Origin of the sequence: Fictibacillus sp. FJAT-27399 (genome assembly GCF_001510655.1) — a bacterium.
Taxonomy (GTDB): domain Bacteria; phylum Bacillota; class Bacilli; order Bacillales; family Fictibacillaceae; genus Fictibacillus_C; species Fictibacillus_C marinisediminis.
Genome location: NZ_LMVC01000001.1, coordinates 577,077 through 595,683, shown reverse-complemented (window position 1 = coordinate 595,683; position 18,607 = coordinate 577,077). Strand labels below are relative to the sequence as shown.

Below are 18,607 nucleotides of genomic sequence, written 5' to 3'. Positions count from 1 at the left end.
ATAAAAAAGTGTACTTCTCCTTCTTGAAGAAAAGCACCCGATCGTGGAATAACAAACCTTAATAGTATTTTTCTTTAGAAGTTTCTTCAAAAACCTTCCAATGACCATTCATTATTGAAGAGTCATATCTCATAATAATAAAGTTTTTTACATTTTTTCCATCTTGGGTTTGTACAAAGTAAGTATCAGAACCTCTATAATCAATATCAAGAACTTCTAATTCTTTAAAAGTGTTATCTGAAGAAATAAAATCTTTTAGAGCACCTTTCTCGTTAAATTTGGAAATTATATTAAATGGACCTAATGACGAAATCCCCATAATAAATACAAATATAAGTAAAATTATTAAAATCTTTTTTCTCACAAAGTCCTCCCAATACCTCTTTATTCCACAATCCTGCACTTTTCTAGAGTAATTGGCGTACAAAGGCTGTTTACGGGAAACGTACCCTTTCGTCTATGTTTCTATTATTAATCCTAAGCCCAGTTCCCTTTACGGAATAGGGATTCTATTGTTCCATCCGGAAGTTCTCCATCGATATCAAGCTCCGAAGATCCAATCATAAAATCCACATGAATCATACTCATGTTCACTCCTCGACTAATTAAATCTTCTTTCGACAGCTCTATTCCTCCTTCTAAGTTAAATGGATATGCATTTCCTAAAGCAAAATGGCAGGAAGCGTTCTCATCTAGACCAATATTATAAAAGATCCTGTTCATATCTGAGATAGGTGAACGATGGGGAACGAGAGCCACTTCACCAAGGTATCGGGCTCCTTCGTCAGTCTCGAATAAAGTTTTCAGGGCATCATAACCCTTTTCAGCAGTAAAGTGAGTTACCTTTCCATTTTCAAATGTTAAAGAGAAATCCTCGATTAGATTACCGTTTAAATTCAAAGGCATCGTGCTCTTAACCGTTCCATTGGTCCCCCCGCGTAATGGCATTGTGAACACTTCTTCAGTTGGCATGTTAGCTACAAAACGATTACCAGCTTGATTTATACTTCCCCCTCCTGTCCATACATGATCTTGGATAAGTTCTACAGTCAAGTTTGTACCAGGAGCGCTATAATGTAGTTTTTTGTATCGTTTATCGTTCAATTTGTCTGAAATTGACTTCAATGAACGGATATGTTCATTCCAAGAGATAATGGGATCTTCCTTATCAACACGGTTCATGTAGAAAATACTTTCCCACATCGCAGCCATTCGTTCTTCGGCTGGTAAATCAAAAAAGACCTTATCAACCCAAGCTCTTGTTGGTACGTTAATTAAGCACCAGCTAATTTTATTTGACCGGATGTAGCCTAAGTAATTTTGTCTTGCAGAAGCCGCTGCTCGTCTAGCTTTAGCAATTTTGTTTGGATCAATGCCTTCGAATAAAACGGGATTTGGACTCACAAGGTTAAGGATAGCTCCACCAGACTCGGCGATTTGTTCCATTTCAGATGCTTTCCATTTTGGATAATAATCAAAGGAGTCGTCATAAGCTGATTCAAAGCGAGAACGTGTGATGCCCTCATCGTCCCAGTTTACCTGAACATACTTTGATCCTGCTTCGTATGCTTTACGTACAACAATACGTGTGAATTCAACCGATTCCAATGGGGATTCAATATAAAGAACCTGTCCCGGCTGTATGTTTACCCCTACTTTAATAATCAGTTCTGCATACTTTTGTAAGTCTTTTTGAAAATCCATAGTTAACCCCAATTCTCTACTTTTAGAAGTATTTAGTAAATACGTTTGATCGTTTTTAATATCAGTTTTGTTGAGTTTAAGATTCTTTAGTGTGATATTCCATCATTGTAGGTCATGCCGATTAATGGCAAGCTTGCTCTAGAGCCTTTAGCAAAGATAGTAATTCTTCCTTCGTCTCAGGATCTGAAATAACTCCTTCTGTAGTTAATTTTAAACCGATGTGCGGTATCATCATCGTTCCACTTTCTACAATCACAGCATTCATCATTTTAAGGGTAAGTAAAAGTGAATCATACGCTTTATCACCGCCCATAGGCGATGGTGACGCACTGATTACCGCTGTAGGTTTATTCATAAACTCACCTGAGGATACAATCCAGTCCAAGGCATTTTTCAAAACGCCTGGCACACCGTTCCCATACTCTGGTGTACATATAAGCACACCGTTTGCCTCCTTAAGTTGCGCCCTTAGTCCACCGATAGGAGGAGGTCCGTCATCCACATCGATATCAGGGTTAAAATGCGGAAGGTTGCCCAAATCGCCATAGATTGTAAATTCCATATTTTCTGGGGCTAAAGCAATAATAGCGTTCATTAATTTTGTATTGGAAGAATTTTGACGAAGACTGCCCGAAATGGCCAATATGTTAATTAATTTTCGCATTCGATATCAACCTTTCCTTTTGAAATCATACTACTCCACAATACCTCACCCTTAGTATTTATCGGAAAAATGTCTTTATTTGGAAATACCCTGCGTTGCAATATTGGGCGGTATCCGGAGGAAAAGTTTAGTACGAGAGAACAGAAAGGTTCCTACTTATATGATTTAGCCACATGGATGTTGATTTCCTGATCAATCTTAACTTTCCGGAAGATAGGTGAGAACAACGACGCCTGAACCGAATGTCTTAATATCCGCCAGTTTCAGCACCTTCTTATCGATCCCTTCACCAAAGAGACGTTTTCCGTTTCCAAGCACAACTGGGAAAACCATGAGCCGATATTCGTCGATGAGGTCAAGCTTCATTAGCGTTTGAACGAGCGTGCAGCTGCCAAATACCAAGATATCCTTACCAGGCTGCTGCTTCAGCTTGGATATTTCCTCCGTGATATCGCCCTTGACCAGGGATGAATTGTTCCATTCCATTTTTTCCAGCGTTGTTGAAATCACGTGCTTGGGGTAATCGTTCATCATCCGCCCATATTCCCCTTCTTGCTCAATCAAATTTGGCCAAGCAGCTGCAAAATTAACATACGTTTCACGTCCAAGCAGAAGAGCGCCGCTTGCTTTCAGTTCATCCAACTTGAATTGCTTTGTTTCCTCACTACGAAATTGGACCGTCCACTGCGGATTCTCCATGACTCCATCTAGGGATACAAACACAGATACAACTACTTTTCTCATATTCTTTCTCCTTAATAGTTTTTATTTTGAATGACCTCACTCGATTATTGTTTTTTTTATTCTCATTTATTTAGACGAACTTCGATTGCAAAATTCATCGGTCTAATTGTTCAGGAAGCCTAAATCTGAAAAATAATTTTGCGTTAATGAAATTATGGATGTGAAAGATCTTCTTGTACAATGACGTGGATGCCAATCCTCGCTTTAAATTCAAGAATGACCATTAAAATTCCTCCTTTCCTCCACAATCTGGCCTGCTCATATAAAAAGGCACATTTCTTATTACAGAAATGCACCCTTTAATGGAATAACTAAAATAGTGCCTTATTAAAAAAACATTTATGTTTCTTCAACTAACGTTCCCCTTAGAGCAATGTCTCGTGGTACGATATTCCGTCAGTAATAGCAAATTTCACCCTAGCCGTCATACGCTTGCATCAAAGTTTTTATGTCAATTTTACTCTTCGTTTGGAGCAATGCTTTCATAACTCTTTCTGATTTTTCTGGATCTGGGTCGTTTACCATCTTGGTTAGAGTGGAAGGAATAATTTTCCACGACACGCCATACTTATCTTTTAGCCAACCGCAGTTTTGAGCCTTTTCATCTCCGCCTTCAGAGAGTTTTTCCCAAAAATAGTCCAATTCCTCTTGTGAGTCACAATGGACGATAAACGATATTGCTTCTGTGAATTTGAATTGCGGACCACCATTTAGTGCTACAAATTCTTGTCCTTCCAGTTGAAATTCTACGGTCATTACTGTTCCCTCAGATATCCCGTGCATTTCATGCGCTTTTCCATGGCGAGTGATTCTTCCGATCTTCGAATTTTTGAAAATAGAAGTATACAACTTCGCCGCCTCTTCGGCTTGTGTATCGAACCACAAGTTTGTTGCGATTTTTTGGATTTTGTTATTCATAATTCTTTCCTCCTCAGCCTTCAAATGTTATGGAATTCTACAATACATATTAGAATAAAAAATGAGCCGTGGTTTCTTCCAGATTGCTATGTTTGAAACGTTACAGATGTAAAAATTAAGCAGATCACAAATAACGCTGCCCGATAGCTCAACAGTAAGTCATCCGTCGAAGTCTGGCGTTCGTATCCTTCACAGAAAACAGGCATGAAGTCACCAACATGTTTTTCTTATTCGACGTTATGTTCTCATAGTCCTTGCTGTCGAGACAGCGGAACCACGCCAAATAATGCTCCAAATACTTTGTGGCAACCCCGTTGAAGCGGTCCATCCATTTTTTCAGACGGCTATGGTAGCTGTTGACGTTCTGGATATGGTAAACGCCTTTTACGCGCTGTTTTCCATCGGATTTGAAACGGTAATGCGCCAATCCCTTTCGATTGGCATAGGAACTGAATGCACGCCAGGAATCAGTGCAAAGCAATGGAACTAGACAGGTGAGTACCAATTGATTCATCTAGCTTGGTTGTGCGGATGCGCCCACGTCCAAGAACGCCCGAAAATGTCATCTTCTGACGGTCTCGGGCGACCAGTACACAAACTTGGTCGTTGCTGATACCACGGTGCTTAGCTTTACCGCCGCGCTGACGCGGCTTGCGTTCGGGTAATATTCCGCTTGCCCTTTTCCGAGTACAGGAAGTAGGTCTCGTCCATTTCGACAATACCTTGGAATGTTTCGGTTGGAATCTGTTTAAGGGCAACGAGAATTTTATGCCGCCAGTAAAACAAGGTCGATTGAATTTTTTGGTTTTTGCGAAGCCAATATCCATCGGCCAATCATTCGAAGTCTAGTTAACATAAAGCCAGTTACTGGAAGTACAGAAAAACCGATCCCCTTAGAGATCGGTTTTTTATTAAGAAACGGCGATGTAATCCTTAAACCAATATTCTATGGGCTATTGGTAATGTAGATCAAACACATAAGGCAAAATTAGCACGCTAGTTTGCATAAAGTGAGTTTTCGGAAGCAAATTCTTGTCCTCAGATTGATTACTTTATTTATAGCTTGATTATCGTATTTACAATTGTTCTGCAACAAAAAACCTGATCTTCTTATTGAAGATCAGGTTTTTCTAATTTTGCTAATTGAACTAAAAATGGTGCCTGGAGCCTCGCTCCGTTACTCGTTGTTATTATTACGGGCTTCTCCGCCCTTTTTCCCAATTTCCTTGTAAAATTCCTTATCATGACTTTTGGATGTGGCTTCTCCGCCCTTTTCACCAATTTCTTGGTAAAATTCTTTATCATGATTTTTAGATGTTGCTTGTCCGCCTTTTCTTCCAGCTTCTTCCCTGCTCATACCGTCTCTCTTATTAGTAGCCATGTTATTTCATCTCCCTTTTCTCAAGTGCTCAAGTTTGATCTTGGCTATAGTAAGGAAATTCCCTCTGAGTTCATTCCTAAACATCAACGCGCAAATTTTCAACATAAAAAAGGTAAAATAAGAAAATGTCCAGAAAAGTAAATTTTTTAAGATGGTAAGGCAAGTAAAACCAAATAAAGAAGGGGAAATGCCGTGATGAAGAACTCATGTTTACGGTCACATGTAAAGGAGCCCCTAGAGGGCTCCTTTTCTATGAAATACATGGTTAGAGTGATTTGTGTTCATGTCCTCTTGAAAGGACAAAACCCTTTCTCTTAGCTTAGGGACTAAAAGAAAGGGCCGTTAAGGAACTTGAAGGTGTTTGGCTCAAATTTATTTTAACATCTGTGAAATCAAAAAATAACAAAAAAGGACTTTTTTATAAACTCTTTACAATCATTCCTTCTATTATATATGGGTGCCTGATCTTCTCCTTGTTTTTCTCATAATCCAACTTACAATCAAAACAAAGACGATCGCTCCTAAAATGGCCGGTATAATAGCAAAACCTGCAACAACAGGTCCCCAACTGCCTAAGACTAACCCTCCGAGCCAGGCTCCTACAAAGCCCGCGATGATGTTTCCAATAATACCTCCTGGAACATCACGTCCAATAATGACTTGAGCAAGCCATCCAATAATACCTCCGATAATAAGTGCCCAAATAAAACTCATTATAGGAAAATCCTCCTTTAAATAAGATTTATTAATCGATTCCCAATGGGCATCAAATATAAACATCGGATTAGCTAGAGAGATTGATTTCATCAGAGAATTAAGAGACTTTGGATTTGATGACACTTATTTATGTCCCCATAACCATACAGAAGGCTGGTATATTGAGTCTAGTTAACATAAAGACAGTTTTCGGAATCAAAAAGAACCGATCTTTCTTAGTCGGTTTTGCTTTTCAACTACGCACCCGTTAGTTAAATATTTTCATAAATTTCTATAAGCGAACCATCAGGGTCTCTAAAATGGGCTACCTTAATTCCCCAACCCTTTTGTTCAGTAGGTTTAGTAATAAACTCTACTTTATCTTTTAATTCTTGATATTTTTTTCAACGCTACTCACTTTAAAAATCAAAGCCGTTCGATCAACCTTTGTAATATCAGCAGAGTATTCTACACCGACCGCTTCAGCCATTTGTTTGCGGGTGAAAATCCCTAAACTTGCACCACTATTAAATTTAAAATCAGCATATCCTGAGTTTTCATCACCCCAAGAAATTTCAAAACCTAAAACATCTTTGTAAAATAAAAAACAGTCTTTGTAATTATCTACAAGCAAACGTGTATGAGTTAATTCCATTACTAAAAAATCACTCCTTTTCTAAGTTTCCTAATAAATTACAAATTCGATCTACACCTCTTAAAATCCTGTGAAAAAGATCGAATAAGCAAGCTAGTTAACATAATGGTAGTTTTCGGAAGCAAAAAAACCGATCTTATCAATAGATCGGTTTTGCTCTTCAACTATCGCGCCCGATTCTGGAGCTGAAAATTTGACTGGTTGTAGGTCACATTGATTATTATTACTTTTTTAATACCGGTATCCATATTTCGCTTTTGAAAGTTGGCAAAGTTACATCCTTATCCTCATTCCACAGGATTTCTGGACCTTGTATTTGTTCATAATTTGAGGATGGAAACCATTCGGAATAAATGCGTCCCCATACATTTTGCAGTGTATCTGGAAATGGTCCGATTGCTTCGAATACAGCCCATGTTGAGGCAGGAACTTCAAGCTGCGAGAGGTTATTTGGACACTGCTTCGTTGTGGCTACGCCAATATAGTGATCAAGCTCTCCTTTTTCCTCCATCCTACCTTCAGAAAAGTTCGTGGAGGCACTAATCAGTCCCAAAGGCGCGACATTAGAAAGCTTTTTAAGTTTATTTATCTCTTCACCATCTAAACTTTCCCACATAGAGGCAATTTCCGGATTAACCCCGTTGAAAATAATAGGAACTCTTTTCATAATACCAACGATGCGAAATGCCTCTTTTTCTTCAATTCGATAGTTCATTTCACTTCCTCCTTTTATTGATAACTGGAAGGTCATTCGTGGGTATGCTTTAAGTGAATGGCCATTATTTCTGGCTTCTGATGGTGTTATGCCATGCAAATTTTGAAAAGCTCGTGTAAAAGAATCTGGTGAGTTATATCCGTATTTTATTGCAATGTCAATGACCTTTACACTGCTATCTTTAAGCTCAAATGCTGCAAGAGTAAGCCGTCTGCGACGGATGTATTCCGATAATGAAATACCTGCAAGGAAGGAAAACATCCTTTTAAAATGATATTCGGAGCAGAAAGACAGCCTTGCTACTTCTTTAAAGTCAATATCATTAGTAAGATTTTCTTCAATATACTTTAATGCTCGATTCATGTTTTTAAGCAAATCCATTTATATGACCTCCATTATCAAAAGAATAGCAGGATTTGAATGTATCCATCCGACTTTTCGTGCACAATTATGTAGGGTTAACTCATAAGTAATAAAGCATGTTATTCAACAAAATGGCCCGATTGTTTAATAAGGTAGTAAAAATAAGAGACCAAAAAATTGATCTCTTAATGTCAATAGACTCACATGAGGGTTTATTGCTTGTACCAACAACTAATAATTTTCCAATTTTAAATGTTGTGCGAGTTAAATTATTATTTAAATTTTCACGACTAATAAATTCAATTTTTTCATTTATATTTCCAAAAAGAGATTTCATTTGTATCATCACTCCATATGCGTTTTGTTTTTACGCATATTGTTATATATAGAAAATTCGCAACTGTAGCCTAAACCAGAGAAAAATTTTATTTATTTGATAGTTGGTTTACAAACAAAAAAGAATTATGTAGTAGTGAAAAAGACCCAATTATCGGGTTCGATGTGGTAAAATATTCAAAAAGAGATTTGGAGTTCGTGAAATGTTTAGTACGAGGGAAATCGCAGTCTTAATATGGATTGCCATATTTGCAATCTTTGCATTTAGAGTTTTAAAGAAAAATAAGCAACTAGGAACTGTTAGTCACATTTTTAAAGCGACAGGAAAAGTAATCAAGCACCCATTAATGGTAATAACAATCATATATATAATTCTAATCTATTTACTGCTAAATCAATTTAAAGTTATCACTGGTTTGGGACTTATTAAAGATTACTGGAAAGTTATTTTATTTGGTCTATTCCCAATGATCGTTAAGGTAGCAACAGATTATGAAAATGTTAATGTACATAAAATGTTTTTAGGGTTGTTAAAATTCAGTATTATCCCCTTATTTATTATTGGTGAGTACACCTTTAATATTTTTATTGAGTTAGTTTTGGTTCCAGTTCTTACAGTAATGGTCATGATGATTACTTATATTGATTACCATCCAGAATATAATGCAGCAAAAAAGCTGTTAAATTGGATTCTAAGCATAATAGGTCTGTGGATTTTTGCTTATGCGGTTAAAACTTTTGTTGCGAATATAAATGATTTAAAACAACTATTGTTTTGGGAAAAAATGTTTCTAGAATTACTTCTTTTTCTACATCTGCCTTTACTCATCTTTTTAAAGGCAACTAGTTATTATGAACAGATTTTGATCCGACTTTATATATTCTCTGGATTTCATTTAACTATTTTATAAAAGGAGAATTTTATGCTTTAAATTCAAGAATGACCATTAAAATTCCTCCTTTACTCCACAATCTGGCCCGCTTCATATAAAAAGGCACATTTCTTATTACAGAAATGCACCCGATTGCTGAAGATTGTATTCTTTCATTTAAGCCTTTGTTGCACTGTTTGTTGTAATGCCTATAAGAATTATTATGATTCCGTTGATAAAAAATAAAGTAGAATAAATCAAAGTAATAGCTCCAGTTGCAAATCCGCCAGGGTCAAAGGAACCTATAACATCTAATGAAATTTTAAAGATTAAAGGTGTGATAAGAATAACTATAACTCCTGATATAATTCTTCTTTTTTTATTCCTTCCCGCTACTTTAAATGCAATAAGGTTTGTCAGCCCTAAGATGAGCAATATGATTCCAATAAAAAGAACTTCCATAACTAACCTCCCCATTAACAATGACATCTTTACTCTAAATATTCTTAAAGTAAATAACATATTCCTTATGCCACAATCCTGCCCCTTTAGTTGAAGAAAAATAGATGGAATCGCCGCAGCAATCCCATCTTTAACATAAGCACCCGTTAGCTTAAGTATTTTATTTCACAATCTTTGCTTTCATAATAAAAATGGTTGCCGCAGCAACCATTAACGATTCAGATAACGTCCATAAATATAATAAATAATTATCGATGGGTCTGCTCTCCGATCATATTACCAATACGGTTTAATCCTTTTTCTGTTGTTAGAATCATTTCATCAAATAACTCCTGAACAGTAGGAATATTGTTAATAAGTCCGATTACTTGTCCAGCCCATCCAAAACCTTCATCTTCATTTCCATCAAAGATATATCTGCAATTAGCATTTCCGCTAATTATTTCTTGCAGATCTTCATAGGTGGCTCCTTCTTTTTCACGTTCGATAATATCCAGAGTAAATTCACTTTTCAAGACTCGTCCTGGTGAACCAATTGTTCTCTTAATAATTACTGTATCCGACTCTTTCGCATTAACAATTGCCTGCTTATATTTCTCGTTTGCGTGAACGCACTCTTTAGTAGCAATAAAGCGAGTACCCATTTCAATTCCTTCTGCCCCAAGTGCAAAAGCTGCCAATAAACCTCGTCCATCTCCAATCCCACCGCTCGCTAACACTGGAATCGATACGGAATCGACTACACGAGGAATAAGTACCATTGTACCAATATCGTCTCGTCCTAAATGTCCACCGCCTTCCTGTCCAACTGCCATTACAGCGTCAGCACCGAGTTGTTCTGCTTTCTGTGCCTGTCTAACGCCTGCAACAAGGACAAGCGTTCGAATATTTTCTCCTTTTATACGTTCAAAAATAGTTTGAGGATTAGCTCCTGTTATAGAAATTGCAGGTACCTTTTCTTCAATAGCAACTTCAAGCAATTCCTTATATTGTCCATCGTGCCTTGCAATGGCAAAGTTTACGGCGAATGGGTTATTGGTAAGTGTGCGTACTTTACGAATTTCCTCCCGAAGTTTTTCAGGTGAACGCAGCGTTGCTGCAGTAATTTGTCCAAGTCCTCCTGCATTCGAGACCGCAGCCGCCAGTTCAGCATAAGCAAGGTAGGCAAGTCCTCCTTGTACAATTGGATATTTAATTCCAAAAATCTCGGTTACTCGTGTTTTCATAGTTTATCCCACTCCTTTTCAGATGTTCTATGTATGAGGTTAAACATTCCACACAAAAGATTATTAATCCTGCAAATGTTCCTAAAAAGGAAGCTCTTGTTGTGCTAATCTGCCCAGTTCAACAAGAAAAAATGACCGCCGCAGCGATCATCTCCTTAACAAAAGCTACCCGTTAGCTTAAGTACATTTTTTCACAATTTTTATGATTCAATTATTTAAAATTAACAATGCGGGGAAACAATCGCTTTAGTTAACAAGAATAAGGATTCCACAATATTTTATCCACACTTTCTTAATTAAAAGAGTTGGCCAAAAGGCCAGCTCATCTTTCCTTCATTTATTTACTTCTTCTTGATTGGCTGTCCGGTTTCTGGATCAAGGAACAGTTTTTTATCCGAAGGGGCATGATTAAAGTCAAACATGTTTTCCATGCTGCCTGCAACCGAATCAAACGAATAATCTCCTATTTTTCCAAGACTCCAGTTATCCTCAATAAATCGAAGAATGGATGTTTGATCCGTTAATGAATGATCCACAAAATTCTTCTTCGCATATGGCGAAATCACAAGCAATGGCAAGCGAGGACCAAATCCGGCTCGATCTTTATAGGAGCCCAATCGAGGCTTTCCAGCATCTCCAGGACCATAAAGTGCGTCTGTTTTCAGATCATCTGAACCGTTAACCAGAGGGTTATGCATCACGTGATCATACCAACCATCTGAATCATCGTAGGCTAATACAACGGCAGTATGTTTCCAGTCTGGCAGCTTTTGAAGATGGTTAATGGTATTAACGATGAAATGCTGTTCATCGAGCGGATCAGAATAACCTGCATGGCCATCTTGATAGTTGGCCGCTTTGAGGAAACTTACAGCAGGCATGTTACCTTTATCGGCTGCTTTCCAAAAGTCTTCAAGATCATATTGATGGTTCGCTTGATCGTTATGCCCAATTTTTTCAACAGAACTTGGCGGCAAGTGGTCCGGATTGGCTGTTGATTTATAGTATTGGAATGGCTCATGGTGCGGATTGTAATCTGTACTGTATTGGCCCGCTATGTTGGCGTGTTTAGCAGTGGTATCTCGGAAACCTCCCTGAAACCAGCCCCATGTGACGGATTTTTTGTTCAAAAGATCCCCAACATTTTTTCCATCCATAGCGGCTTGTGCCCGTTTTGTATTAGAAGCATTGTCATAATGAGGGTCCGGGTCACCAATCACTGATCCATTTGCAATATTTTCTTCAATATCTCCTACTTTCACACCATTTACAAATCCTGTTCCACCGTGGGTTTGGCCAGAGATCAAGTTAAGTGCTCCTGGAGTGGAAGGCCCAAAAGTTGTATTAAATGAATTATCGCTCATTGCGTAGTTTTGCGCGTAATTCCACAGGCCGGTAACTGTATTGCCATCATAATAATCCATTACGAGGGATTTATCGGTTCCACCTGATGTATTCTCCACAAACTTGTCCATTTTCCCACCGTTGAATGCTTTTTGTTCAGCAGTATACTCATGGTCCATATCATCTGTTACTGCTTGTGCACGGCTTAATCGCTTTGGATTAAATTGGTTTGGGTTATTGGTAAGAAGTTCTTTTGACAAGCCATTCACCGATGGTGTGTTTGGCTTAGCAGTAAATTTAGGTTCACCGTCTGGATTTTTAGCATGTGGATACGTGCCGAAATAATGGTCAAATGAAACATTTTCACCAAATAAAACAACCACGTGTTTAATCGGTGTTTTAGTATCTAGGTCTGGATTAACTTGCGTGTTGTTCCCTGCATGCGTTGTAGAACATGCCATCGTAGAGCATAAAGCGGCTATTCCCATTACACTGAATAACTTTTTCATAGCTGTCTCCTTTATATCGTGCCGATTGATGATTCTGTTACATATCAAGACTAATGTTCAATTATTAACTTTTAGTTACAAAGCTTTTAAGCTTTAGTTTAAACTTATTTTTTTGAGGATTGACAAATGTGTGTTGATTCCAGAGGATGGCAAGTTAATAAAAACAGCATTTTGAAAAAATAAAAGGAAGAGATTTTCATCCCTTCCTCCTGTTTTTACATATAGCCCTTTTCCTTAAGACTTGTATAATTTGCTTGAGCATTTACAATTAAATGATCCAGAACTTCAATACCCAATGTCTTACCTGCTTGTGCCAAGCGTTCGGATACAGCGATATCCTCTCTAGACGGTGAAAGATCGCCACTGGGATGCTGGTGAGACACGATGATCGACGCTGAGTTATTCAAGATGGCTGCCTTGAAAACCTCTCTTGGATGCACGATGCTTGAATTTAATGCTCCTACATGACAACGGTGAACAGCAACCACACGATTCTTAGTGTTTAGACACATTACGAGAAACACTTCTCTATCATCTTCTCCAATCAACGCTGCAGCAATTTTTGCTCCATCGATGGGTGAACGGACAATATGAATCTCTCCTTCTCTCACCTCTGCAACAACTTGCTTAATTTGAAGAATTTCATAAAGTTTTTCCATATCTTTAACAGCTCCCTTCTTTGTTTGAAGGCGCAAGAATCTTTGCGAAAAGAGTTGTCAAGGGACTAGAAGTTTGTGAAGTTTTTGGATCTGTAAAAAGTTCACAAAGTTTGCGGAGAGCTAGCGCAGCATCCCTTTACTGCTCTCCTGAGCATACGATTAAACTGAGGAGAACAAAGAAGGCAAAGAGCTCCCCTATTGTTTAATATCAATTTTTTCCGATTTTTGTAATTACTTATCATTTAAGCAAACCTTTTCGATTCTCGTGCATAAAATAGATTACAGGATTTATCCTGTAATTCTCCTTTAAAATCGGACAACCTGTAAAAAATTACGCTTAAGTGATAGATTGATCTCAATATCTGATTGAGGATTATGAGGGGGTATGGATATGACAACTATTCTTTCCATAACTGTTTTAGCACTGGCCCTCCTATTATTCGCAAGTATATATAAAGATAAATAAAACTATTAGTATTTATTCAGGAAAGCCCACCAAAATAGGTAGGCTTCAAAAATATGTCGGAAAATACAACTTATTTTTGCATTAAAATTGTTTTCAGGTGTGTTTCTCAAAGATTATTGCTAATTAAACAACTAAACCGATTGTTGTATAGAACGTTTTAGTTATCTTTTACACTAACCTTAACCTAACAGGATTAACAAAGGTGTTTCCTCATGTATGAAGAAACACCTTTCATTTATATTTTAATAACTTCTACAAATTTAAAAGTCAAACAGCAATAATCAACTATATTGGTTCAGCATTCACTTGTCGGAATCGATTCACCAGCCACTTACTTCCCTCTTTCTGCAAGAAAACTTCCACCATAATGGCTGAACGTTCTTTTTGGCCATTAGCAAGCGAAGTCATCGTTTCTTCAAACGTTATTATTGCACTACCATTTTCACCATTCATACGTGTATAAACCTGAGAATCTCCTACTTCATGCTCGTATTGAAGTTTCTCGTCTTTCTTCTTCTGCAGGGAAGTACTTTTGGAACATGTCTTGCGTTAGAACTTCTTTCGCTTTTTCACGCCGTTGGTTTAACTGATCCTTTTTTACTTGGTAAAGGGATTGAACAAAAACATTCACGCTCTCTTCCATGTTTTTGCTTTCTGATTGTATCGTCTGCTGGCTTTGATGTTGGCTGCTGGTCTTCAAAAACGTAATCTGATCATTTTGCCGATTAACCTTTTGGGTTAATGTGTCTATCATTGTGGCTTGATCATCGATAGTCCGGAAACCAAACCATACTGTACCAATCATAATGATCGCTATCATTAATAGACCTGTTTTTAAAAAGAACTCCAGCTTCATCTCTTCACCTTCCTCTAAAGTCCTAAAACGGATTTGGGATTGAGATGGCCGCCCCATTCCGAAGTTTTGACTTCAAAGTGCAGGTGGGGGCCGGTTGAATGACCTTTGCTGCCGCATACTCCAATTTGCTGACCCTCTTTTATAGCTTGTCCTTTTCTCACACTGGTTTCGGATAAATGAGCATCGCCGGAATAAAGTCCTTTTCCATGCTGAAGGATGACGAGATTGCCATAACCAGGTGCTCCACTTTTGTTTTTGTGAAATTGAGAATATACTACTCTCCCCTGACGTGCTGCATAGATGGGGGTTACATGATTAATACAGCCAAAATCTAGACCTTTATGGTTCTCTTTGCTTTCATCATCCCATTTTCTTGATCCAAATCCACTGGTTACATCAACAGCTCCTTCAATAGGAAATGTCCATTTCCCTTTTCCCGAGACCGGCGAAGTAAAGTCATAGTATTTTAAAACGACATCCGTCTTTCTGATGTAAAACCGATTATGTATCAAAAATTTTTAAACCAGCTGACAGCTCAGGGTTACAGTAAACGTACCGTTGAAATAATCCACACGACCATGAATAATGCCCTTGAAAAAGCTGTAACATTAGGAAAGCTTAAAAAAAATCCATGTGTTGTGTAACGATTAAAGGTAAGAAAAAAGATGTCTCTTTGCGATTTATTGAGTCGCAAGACATCTCTCGTTTTCTGCAAGAAGCTTATAAATATGATTATATCTATAGTATATAAAAAATATAATAAAATGAAATATTTTTTGGTCGGATTTGGTCGAGAGCAATTGATACTATAAATAACTATTTGGACCAAAAAAATAAAAACCCCTGATACCAATAGTATCAAGGGCTTTCGGTTTTAGTACATGCTCATGTATTGTTCGCGTTCCCAAGGGTGAACTTGTGTGCGGAACATATCCCATTCGATTTCTTTCGCTTCAACAAAGTGCTCAGCCGCATGTTCGCCAAGGGCTTTAATCAGCACTTCGCTTTTCTTTAAGCGGTCAACTGCTTCTTTTAATGTAGCAGGAAGATCTTTAATTCCTTCTGCTTCGCGCTCTTCTTTATCCATCACATAGATGTTGCGGTCAACCGGTTCTGGAGTTTGCAGCTTGTTTTTGATTCCGTCAAGACCAGAAGCCAACAATACGGCCATCGCAAGGTATGGGTTTGCTGTAGGGTCTACACTACGGACTTCTACACGTGTGCTTAGTCCGCGGGAAGCCGGAATTCGGATAAGCGGGCTGCGGTTTTGCATAGACCACGCTACATAACAAGGAGCTTCATATCCAGGAACCAACCGCTTATATGAGTTAACTGTCGGGTTTGTGATCGCTGTAAAATCTTGTGCGTGCTTTAAAATCCCTGCCAGGAACTGCATCGCTGTTTCACTTAGTCCTGTTTCATTGGACGGATTAAAGAATGAATTGTCTCCATCCTTAAACAAGGACATGTTCGCATGCATACCGGAACCGTTCACGCCGAATAGCGGCTTTGCCATAAACGTCGCATGAAGGCCGTGTTTGCGTGCAATGGTTTTAACAACGAGTTTAAACGTCTGGATGTTATCACAAGTAGTGATCGCATCTGCATATTTAAAGTCGATTTCATGTTGTCCTGGAGCTACTTCATGGTGGGAAGCTTCGATTTCAAAGCCCATGTCTTCTAGCTCTAGAACGATGTCACGGCGGCAGTTTTCGCCAAGGTCAGTCGGCGCAAGGTCAAAATATCCGCCTTTATCGTTTAGCTCAAGTGTAGGCTCGCCCTTTTCATCGTTTTTAAAGAGGAAGAATTCCGGTTCTGGCCCAATGTTAAAGTCGGTGAAACCAAGGTCTTCCATTTCTTTTAATACTTTTTTAAGGATTCCGCGAGGGTCTCCGGAAAATGGAGTGCCATCTGGATTGTAGATGTCACAGATCATACGTGCTACTTTCCCTTTTTCAGATGTCCAAGGGAAAACAACCCATGTATCTAGATCAGGATATAAAAGCATATCTGATTCTTCGATACGAACAAATCCTTCAATGGAAGAACCGTCAAACATCATCTTATTGTCTAATGCTTTTTCCAATTGTCCTACAGGAATTTCAACGTTTTTAATGACACCTAATAGATCGGTAAACTGAAGGCGAATGAAACGTACGTTTTCATCTTTAGCGATTTGCATGATGTTTCCTTTAGTAAATTTAGCCACTTGTTACTCCTCCTTAGTAATTGAATACAGCATTCTTTTTTAAGATTAGTGGAAAAAGCGGGATAATTCCCCTTGGATCAATGAAGTTTTGCCAAGACGCCCTGCATGCATAAGCTCCCGTTTTAAACGGCGATGCAGTGCTGCTTCAGACATTTGCTCGTTCTTAACCTCATCTTTCAGTATGTTAACGGCTTGTCGGTTGAGTTCAAAAACTCGTTTGATGCCAGCCAGGTTAACTCCCTGTTCGATCAGAGTTTTGATCTCCAGCAGTATATCCACATCGTTGAAAGAAAACATTCTCCGGTTTCCGTCGGTACGGGCCGGATGAATCAATTCATGTTCTTCGTAATATCGAATTTGCCGGGCAGATAATTCAGTCAGTTTCATAACAATACTGATCGGAAATAAAGGTTGATTCCTTCTCGTATCATCATTCATCATCATAAGCCCTCCTTCCAACTACTTTTATCTTATGTTACAAAACCTCACATGTCAACCTTATGTCAGAAAAAATAACATAAAAAACATCCGGCATTCGTCTACCGGTTATTTTTACCTTTAAAATTAGATTAAATTCTCCTGTATCAAATGGTCTGCAGCGGTTAGTATAGCAATCTTGACATGTTCGTATGTCAGTCCGCCCTGCACAAAAGCAATATATGGCGGACGGATCGGTCCGTCAGCTGTCAGTTCAATGCTTGCTCCCTGTATAAATGTACCAGCTGCCATGATGACATCATCCTCATAGCCCGGCATGTATGCCGGATAAGGAACAGCATGGGCATTCACAGGAGAAACGAGCTGAATCGCCTGGCAAAAAGCGATCATCCGATTTTTATCTTCTAATTTGACGGATTGGATCAGGTCTGTCCGTTTTGCATCCCATGATGGAATGGTTGACATTCCCAGGCTTTCAAGAAAAGCAGCTGTAAATACCGCACCTTTTAAGGCCTGTGCTGTAACGTGAGGTGCTAAAAAGAATCCTTGGTACATTTCGAGAAGACTGTAAAGGGAAGCACCTGCTTCTGCACCGATGCCAGGCGAAGTTAAACGATAGGAACACCTTTCGACGAGTTCTTTCTTGCCGGCGATATACCCGCCTGTTTTGGCGAGTCCGCCTCCAGGGTTTTTAATGAGTGAACCTGCGATCAGATCAGCCCCGACTTCGCATGGTTCTTTTTCTTCTACAAATTCACCATAGCAATTATCAACAAACACGATGACATCTGGTTTGATCTCCTTCACATAGGAAATCATTTCACCGATTCCTTCTATAGTAAATGACGGCCTGTCTGCGTAACCTTTTGAGCGCTGAATGCCGATCATTTTCGTTTTGCTGTGGATGGCCTTTGAGATGGCGTTGAAATCAGGCCTTCCCGCTGGGGAAAGGTCTGTATGGGAATAGGTAATGCCATACTCTTTAAGCGACCCTGTCCCTTTTCCGCGTATCCCTACGATTTCTTCAAGTGTATCGTATGGTTTTCCTGTGATGTACAGCAGCTCGTCACCAGGAAGAAGCACACCGAACAATGAAAGAGAAATGGCATGTGTTCCTGAAATGATCTGCGGCCTTACGAGGGCTGCTTCCGCGCCAAACACTTGAGCATACACCTTTTCGAGGGTATCGCGGCCGGCATCATCATAGCCATACCCTGTTGACGGGGTAAAATGAAAATCACTTACCTGATGATCACGAAAGCTTTTTAATACTTTTAACTGATTAAATTCAGCTCTCTGTTGAATGCTGTCATGCTGGGACCGGATCTTTTTCTCCGTCTCTTGTGCTAATTTTTGTAGTCGATCTCCGTTTTGAAACTGTGAAAACATA

General features: G+C 38.7%; 21 protein-coding genes and 2 pseudogenes. 2 read left to right on the top strand and 21 right to left on the bottom strand.

Going from position 1 to position 18,607, the window contains the following annotated elements; translation table 11 throughout:
* Positions 1-58: 58 nt before the first annotated feature.
* The 11 genes and pseudogenes from AR335_RS03050 to AR335_RS03005 all read right to left on the bottom strand — a co-directional run bounded on the left by AR335_RS03050 (position 59) and on the right by AR335_RS03005 (position 7,858).
* On the bottom strand, positions 59-364 hold the full coding sequence (locus AR335_RS03050) for a hypothetical protein (protein ID WP_062231896.1): 306 nt from the start codon (positions 362-364) through the stop codon (positions 59-61).
* Positions 365-477: 113 nt separating this feature from the next.
* Positions 478-1,704 (bottom strand): aminopeptidase, encoded by a 1,227-nt coding sequence (locus AR335_RS03045; RefSeq protein WP_062231894.1) that lies wholly within the window; start codon positions 1,702-1,704, stop codon positions 478-480.
* Between the two features lie 121 nt (positions 1,705-1,825).
* On the bottom strand, positions 1,826-2,368 hold the full coding sequence (locus AR335_RS03040) for an NADPH-dependent FMN reductase (RefSeq protein ID WP_062231892.1): 543 nt from the start codon (positions 2,366-2,368) through the stop codon (positions 1,826-1,828).
* Between the two features lie 198 nt (positions 2,369-2,566).
* Positions 2,567-3,112, bottom strand: coding sequence for a dihydrofolate reductase family protein (locus AR335_RS03035; RefSeq protein ID WP_062231889.1), 546 nt, complete (start codon positions 3,110-3,112; stop codon positions 2,567-2,569).
* A 417-nt stretch (positions 3,113-3,529) separates the two neighbouring features.
* On the bottom strand, positions 3,530-4,030 hold the full coding sequence (locus AR335_RS03030; protein ID WP_062231887.1) for a VOC family protein: 501 nt from the start codon (positions 4,028-4,030) through the stop codon (positions 3,530-3,532).
* 148 nt (positions 4,031-4,178) lie between these two features.
* A pseudogene (locus tag AR335_RS22845) lies at positions 4,179-4,864 on the bottom strand (IS1595 family transposase); the annotation flags it as partial.
* Between the two features lie 346 nt (positions 4,865-5,210).
* Positions 5,211-5,387: pseudogene (locus tag AR335_RS03020) on the bottom strand (KGG domain-containing protein); the annotation flags it as partial.
* Positions 5,388-5,858: 471 nt separating this feature from the next.
* Entirely contained in the window at positions 5,859-6,125 is a 267-nt protein-coding gene (locus AR335_RS03015; RefSeq protein ID WP_062231881.1) for a GlsB/YeaQ/YmgE family stress response membrane protein, read from the bottom strand.
* A gap of 254 nt (positions 6,126-6,379) precedes the next feature.
* Positions 6,380-6,475 carry a hypothetical protein gene (locus AR335_RS25410; RefSeq protein ID WP_369795791.1) on the bottom strand — a complete coding sequence of 32 codons (96 nt, stop codon included), beginning with the start codon at positions 6,473-6,475 and terminating at the stop codon, positions 6,380-6,382.
* 17 nt (positions 6,476-6,492) lie between these two features.
* The gene (locus AR335_RS03010; RefSeq protein ID WP_234293167.1) at positions 6,493-6,762 is read right to left on the bottom strand and encodes a hypothetical protein; all 270 of its coding nucleotides are present in this window, start codon (positions 6,760-6,762) and stop codon (positions 6,493-6,495) included.
* Positions 6,763-6,985: 223 nt separating this feature from the next.
* A complete protein-coding gene (locus AR335_RS03005; protein WP_062231879.1) occupies positions 6,986-7,858 on the bottom strand; it encodes an AraC family transcriptional regulator in 873 nt (290 codons plus the stop codon).
* A 521-nt stretch (positions 7,859-8,379) separates the two neighbouring features.
* Here AR335_RS03005 and AR335_RS03000 point away from each other — a divergent pair.
* Positions 8,380-9,087: a hypothetical protein gene (locus AR335_RS03000; RefSeq protein ID WP_062231876.1), complete on the top strand. Its 708-nt coding sequence runs from the start codon at positions 8,380-8,382 to the stop codon at positions 9,085-9,087.
* A gap of 138 nt (positions 9,088-9,225) precedes the next feature.
* On the opposite strand, the gene AR335_RS02995 is transcribed toward AR335_RS03000, so the two are convergent.
* The 7 genes from AR335_RS02995 to AR335_RS02970 form a co-directional block, all read right to left on the bottom strand.
* Positions 9,226-9,510, bottom strand: coding sequence for a hypothetical protein (locus AR335_RS02995; RefSeq protein ID WP_062231874.1), 285 nt, complete (start codon positions 9,508-9,510; stop codon positions 9,226-9,228).
* A 248-nt stretch (positions 9,511-9,758) separates the two neighbouring features.
* A complete protein-coding gene (locus AR335_RS02990; protein ID WP_062231872.1) occupies positions 9,759-10,736 on the bottom strand; it encodes an NAD(P)H-dependent flavin oxidoreductase in 978 nt (325 codons plus the stop codon).
* 341 nt (positions 10,737-11,077) lie between these two features.
* On the bottom strand, positions 11,078-12,589 hold the full coding sequence (locus AR335_RS02985) for a phospholipase C (protein WP_082683325.1): 1,512 nt from the start codon (positions 12,587-12,589) through the stop codon (positions 11,078-11,080).
* Between the two features lie 215 nt (positions 12,590-12,804).
* A complete protein-coding gene (locus AR335_RS02980) occupies positions 12,805-13,248 on the bottom strand; it encodes a JAB domain-containing protein (RefSeq protein ID WP_082683324.1) in 444 nt (147 codons plus the stop codon).
* Between the two features lie 751 nt (positions 13,249-13,999).
* Positions 14,000-14,167, bottom strand: a complete 168-nt coding sequence (locus tag AR335_RS23500) for a hypothetical protein (RefSeq protein ID WP_156418826.1) — start codon at positions 14,165-14,167, stop codon at positions 14,000-14,002.
* 28 nt (positions 14,168-14,195) lie between these two features.
* On the bottom strand, positions 14,196-14,570 hold the full coding sequence (locus tag AR335_RS02975) for a hypothetical protein (RefSeq protein ID WP_062231871.1): 375 nt from the start codon (positions 14,568-14,570) through the stop codon (positions 14,196-14,198).
* Positions 14,571-14,584: 14 nt separating this feature from the next.
* Positions 14,585-15,082, bottom strand: a complete 498-nt coding sequence (locus AR335_RS02970) for a M23 family metallopeptidase (protein ID WP_062231868.1) — start codon at positions 15,080-15,082, stop codon at positions 14,585-14,587.
* Between AR335_RS02970 and AR335_RS24790 the strand changes: the two genes are divergently transcribed.
* Positions 15,074-15,214, top strand: coding sequence for a hypothetical protein (locus tag AR335_RS24790; protein WP_234293166.1), 141 nt, complete (start codon positions 15,074-15,076; stop codon positions 15,212-15,214). The two genes, AR335_RS02970 and AR335_RS24790, sit on opposite strands and share 9 nt — an antisense overlap.
* Before the next feature lie 230 nt (positions 15,215-15,444).
* Here AR335_RS24790 and glnA read toward each other — a convergent pair whose 3' ends face one another.
* The 3 genes from glnA to AR335_RS02955 all read right to left on the bottom strand — a co-directional run bounded on the left by glnA (position 15,445) and on the right by AR335_RS02955 (position 18,606).
* Positions 15,445-16,779: a type I glutamate--ammonia ligase gene (glnA, locus tag AR335_RS02965; RefSeq protein ID WP_062231866.1), complete on the bottom strand. Its 1,335-nt coding sequence runs from the start codon at positions 16,777-16,779 to the stop codon at positions 15,445-15,447.
* Positions 16,780-16,824: 45 nt separating this feature from the next.
* Positions 16,825-17,217, bottom strand: coding sequence for a MerR family transcriptional regulator (locus tag AR335_RS02960; protein WP_053358269.1), 393 nt, complete (start codon positions 17,215-17,217; stop codon positions 16,825-16,827).
* Positions 17,218-17,343: 126 nt separating this feature from the next.
* Positions 17,344-18,606 carry an aminotransferase class I/II-fold pyridoxal phosphate-dependent enzyme gene (locus AR335_RS02955; RefSeq protein WP_062231864.1) on the bottom strand — a complete coding sequence of 421 codons (1,263 nt, stop codon included), beginning with the start codon at positions 18,604-18,606 and terminating at the stop codon, positions 17,344-17,346.
* Position 18,607: the final 1 nt, after the last annotated feature.

Excerpts from the sequence above, each read along its gene's own strand:
- AR335_RS03045 (WP_062231894.1), bottom strand. The coding sequence starts at position 1,704 with ATGGATTTTCAAAAAGACTTACAAAAGTATGCAGAACTGATTATTAAA.
- AR335_RS03040 (WP_062231892.1), bottom strand. The coding sequence starts at position 2,368 with ATGCGAAAATTAATTAACATATTGGCCATTTCGGGCAGTCTTCGTCAA.
- AR335_RS03035 (WP_062231889.1), bottom strand. The coding sequence starts at position 3,112 with ATGAGAAAAGTAGTTGTATCTGTGTTTGTATCCCTAGATGGAGTCATG.
- AR335_RS03030 (WP_062231887.1), bottom strand. The coding sequence starts at position 4,030 with ATGAATAACAAAATCCAAAAAATCGCAACAAACTTGTGGTTCGATACA.
- AR335_RS03015 (WP_062231881.1), bottom strand. The coding sequence starts at position 6,125 with ATGAGTTTTATTTGGGCACTTATTATCGGAGGTATTATTGGATGGCTT.
- AR335_RS03010 (WP_234293167.1), bottom strand. The coding sequence starts at position 6,762 with ATGGAATTAACTCATACACGTTTGCTTGTAGATAATTACAAAGACTGT.
- AR335_RS03005 (WP_062231879.1), bottom strand. The coding sequence starts at position 7,858 with ATGGATTTGCTTAAAAACATGAATCGAGCATTAAAGTATATTGAAGAA.
- AR335_RS03000 (WP_062231876.1), top strand. The coding sequence starts at position 8,380 with ATGTTTAGTACGAGGGAAATCGCAGTCTTAATATGGATTGCCATATTT.
- AR335_RS02995 (WP_062231874.1), bottom strand. The coding sequence starts at position 9,510 with ATGGAAGTTCTTTTTATTGGAATCATATTGCTCATCTTAGGGCTGACA.
- AR335_RS02990 (WP_062231872.1), bottom strand. The coding sequence starts at position 10,736 with ATGAAAACACGAGTAACCGAGATTTTTGGAATTAAATATCCAATTGTA.
- AR335_RS02985 (WP_082683325.1), bottom strand. The coding sequence starts at position 12,589 with ATGAAAAAGTTATTCAGTGTAATGGGAATAGCCGCTTTATGCTCTACG.
- AR335_RS02980 (WP_082683324.1), bottom strand. The coding sequence starts at position 13,248 with ATGGAAAAACTTTATGAAATTCTTCAAATTAAGCAAGTTGTTGCAGAG.
- AR335_RS23500 (WP_156418826.1), bottom strand. The coding sequence starts at position 14,167 with ATGAATGGTGAAAATGGTAGTGCAATAATAACGTTTGAAGAAACGATG.
- AR335_RS02975 (WP_062231871.1), bottom strand. The coding sequence starts at position 14,570 with ATGAAGCTGGAGTTCTTTTTAAAAACAGGTCTATTAATGATAGCGATC.
- AR335_RS24790 (WP_234293166.1), top strand. The coding sequence starts at position 15,074 with ATGTATCAAAAATTTTTAAACCAGCTGACAGCTCAGGGTTACAGTAAA.
- AR335_RS02960 (WP_053358269.1), bottom strand. The coding sequence starts at position 17,217 with ATGAATGATGATACGAGAAGGAATCAACCTTTATTTCCGATCAGTATT.
- AR335_RS02955 (WP_062231864.1), bottom strand. The coding sequence starts at position 18,606 with ATGTTTTCACAGTTTCAAAACGGAGATCGACTACAAAAATTAGCACAA.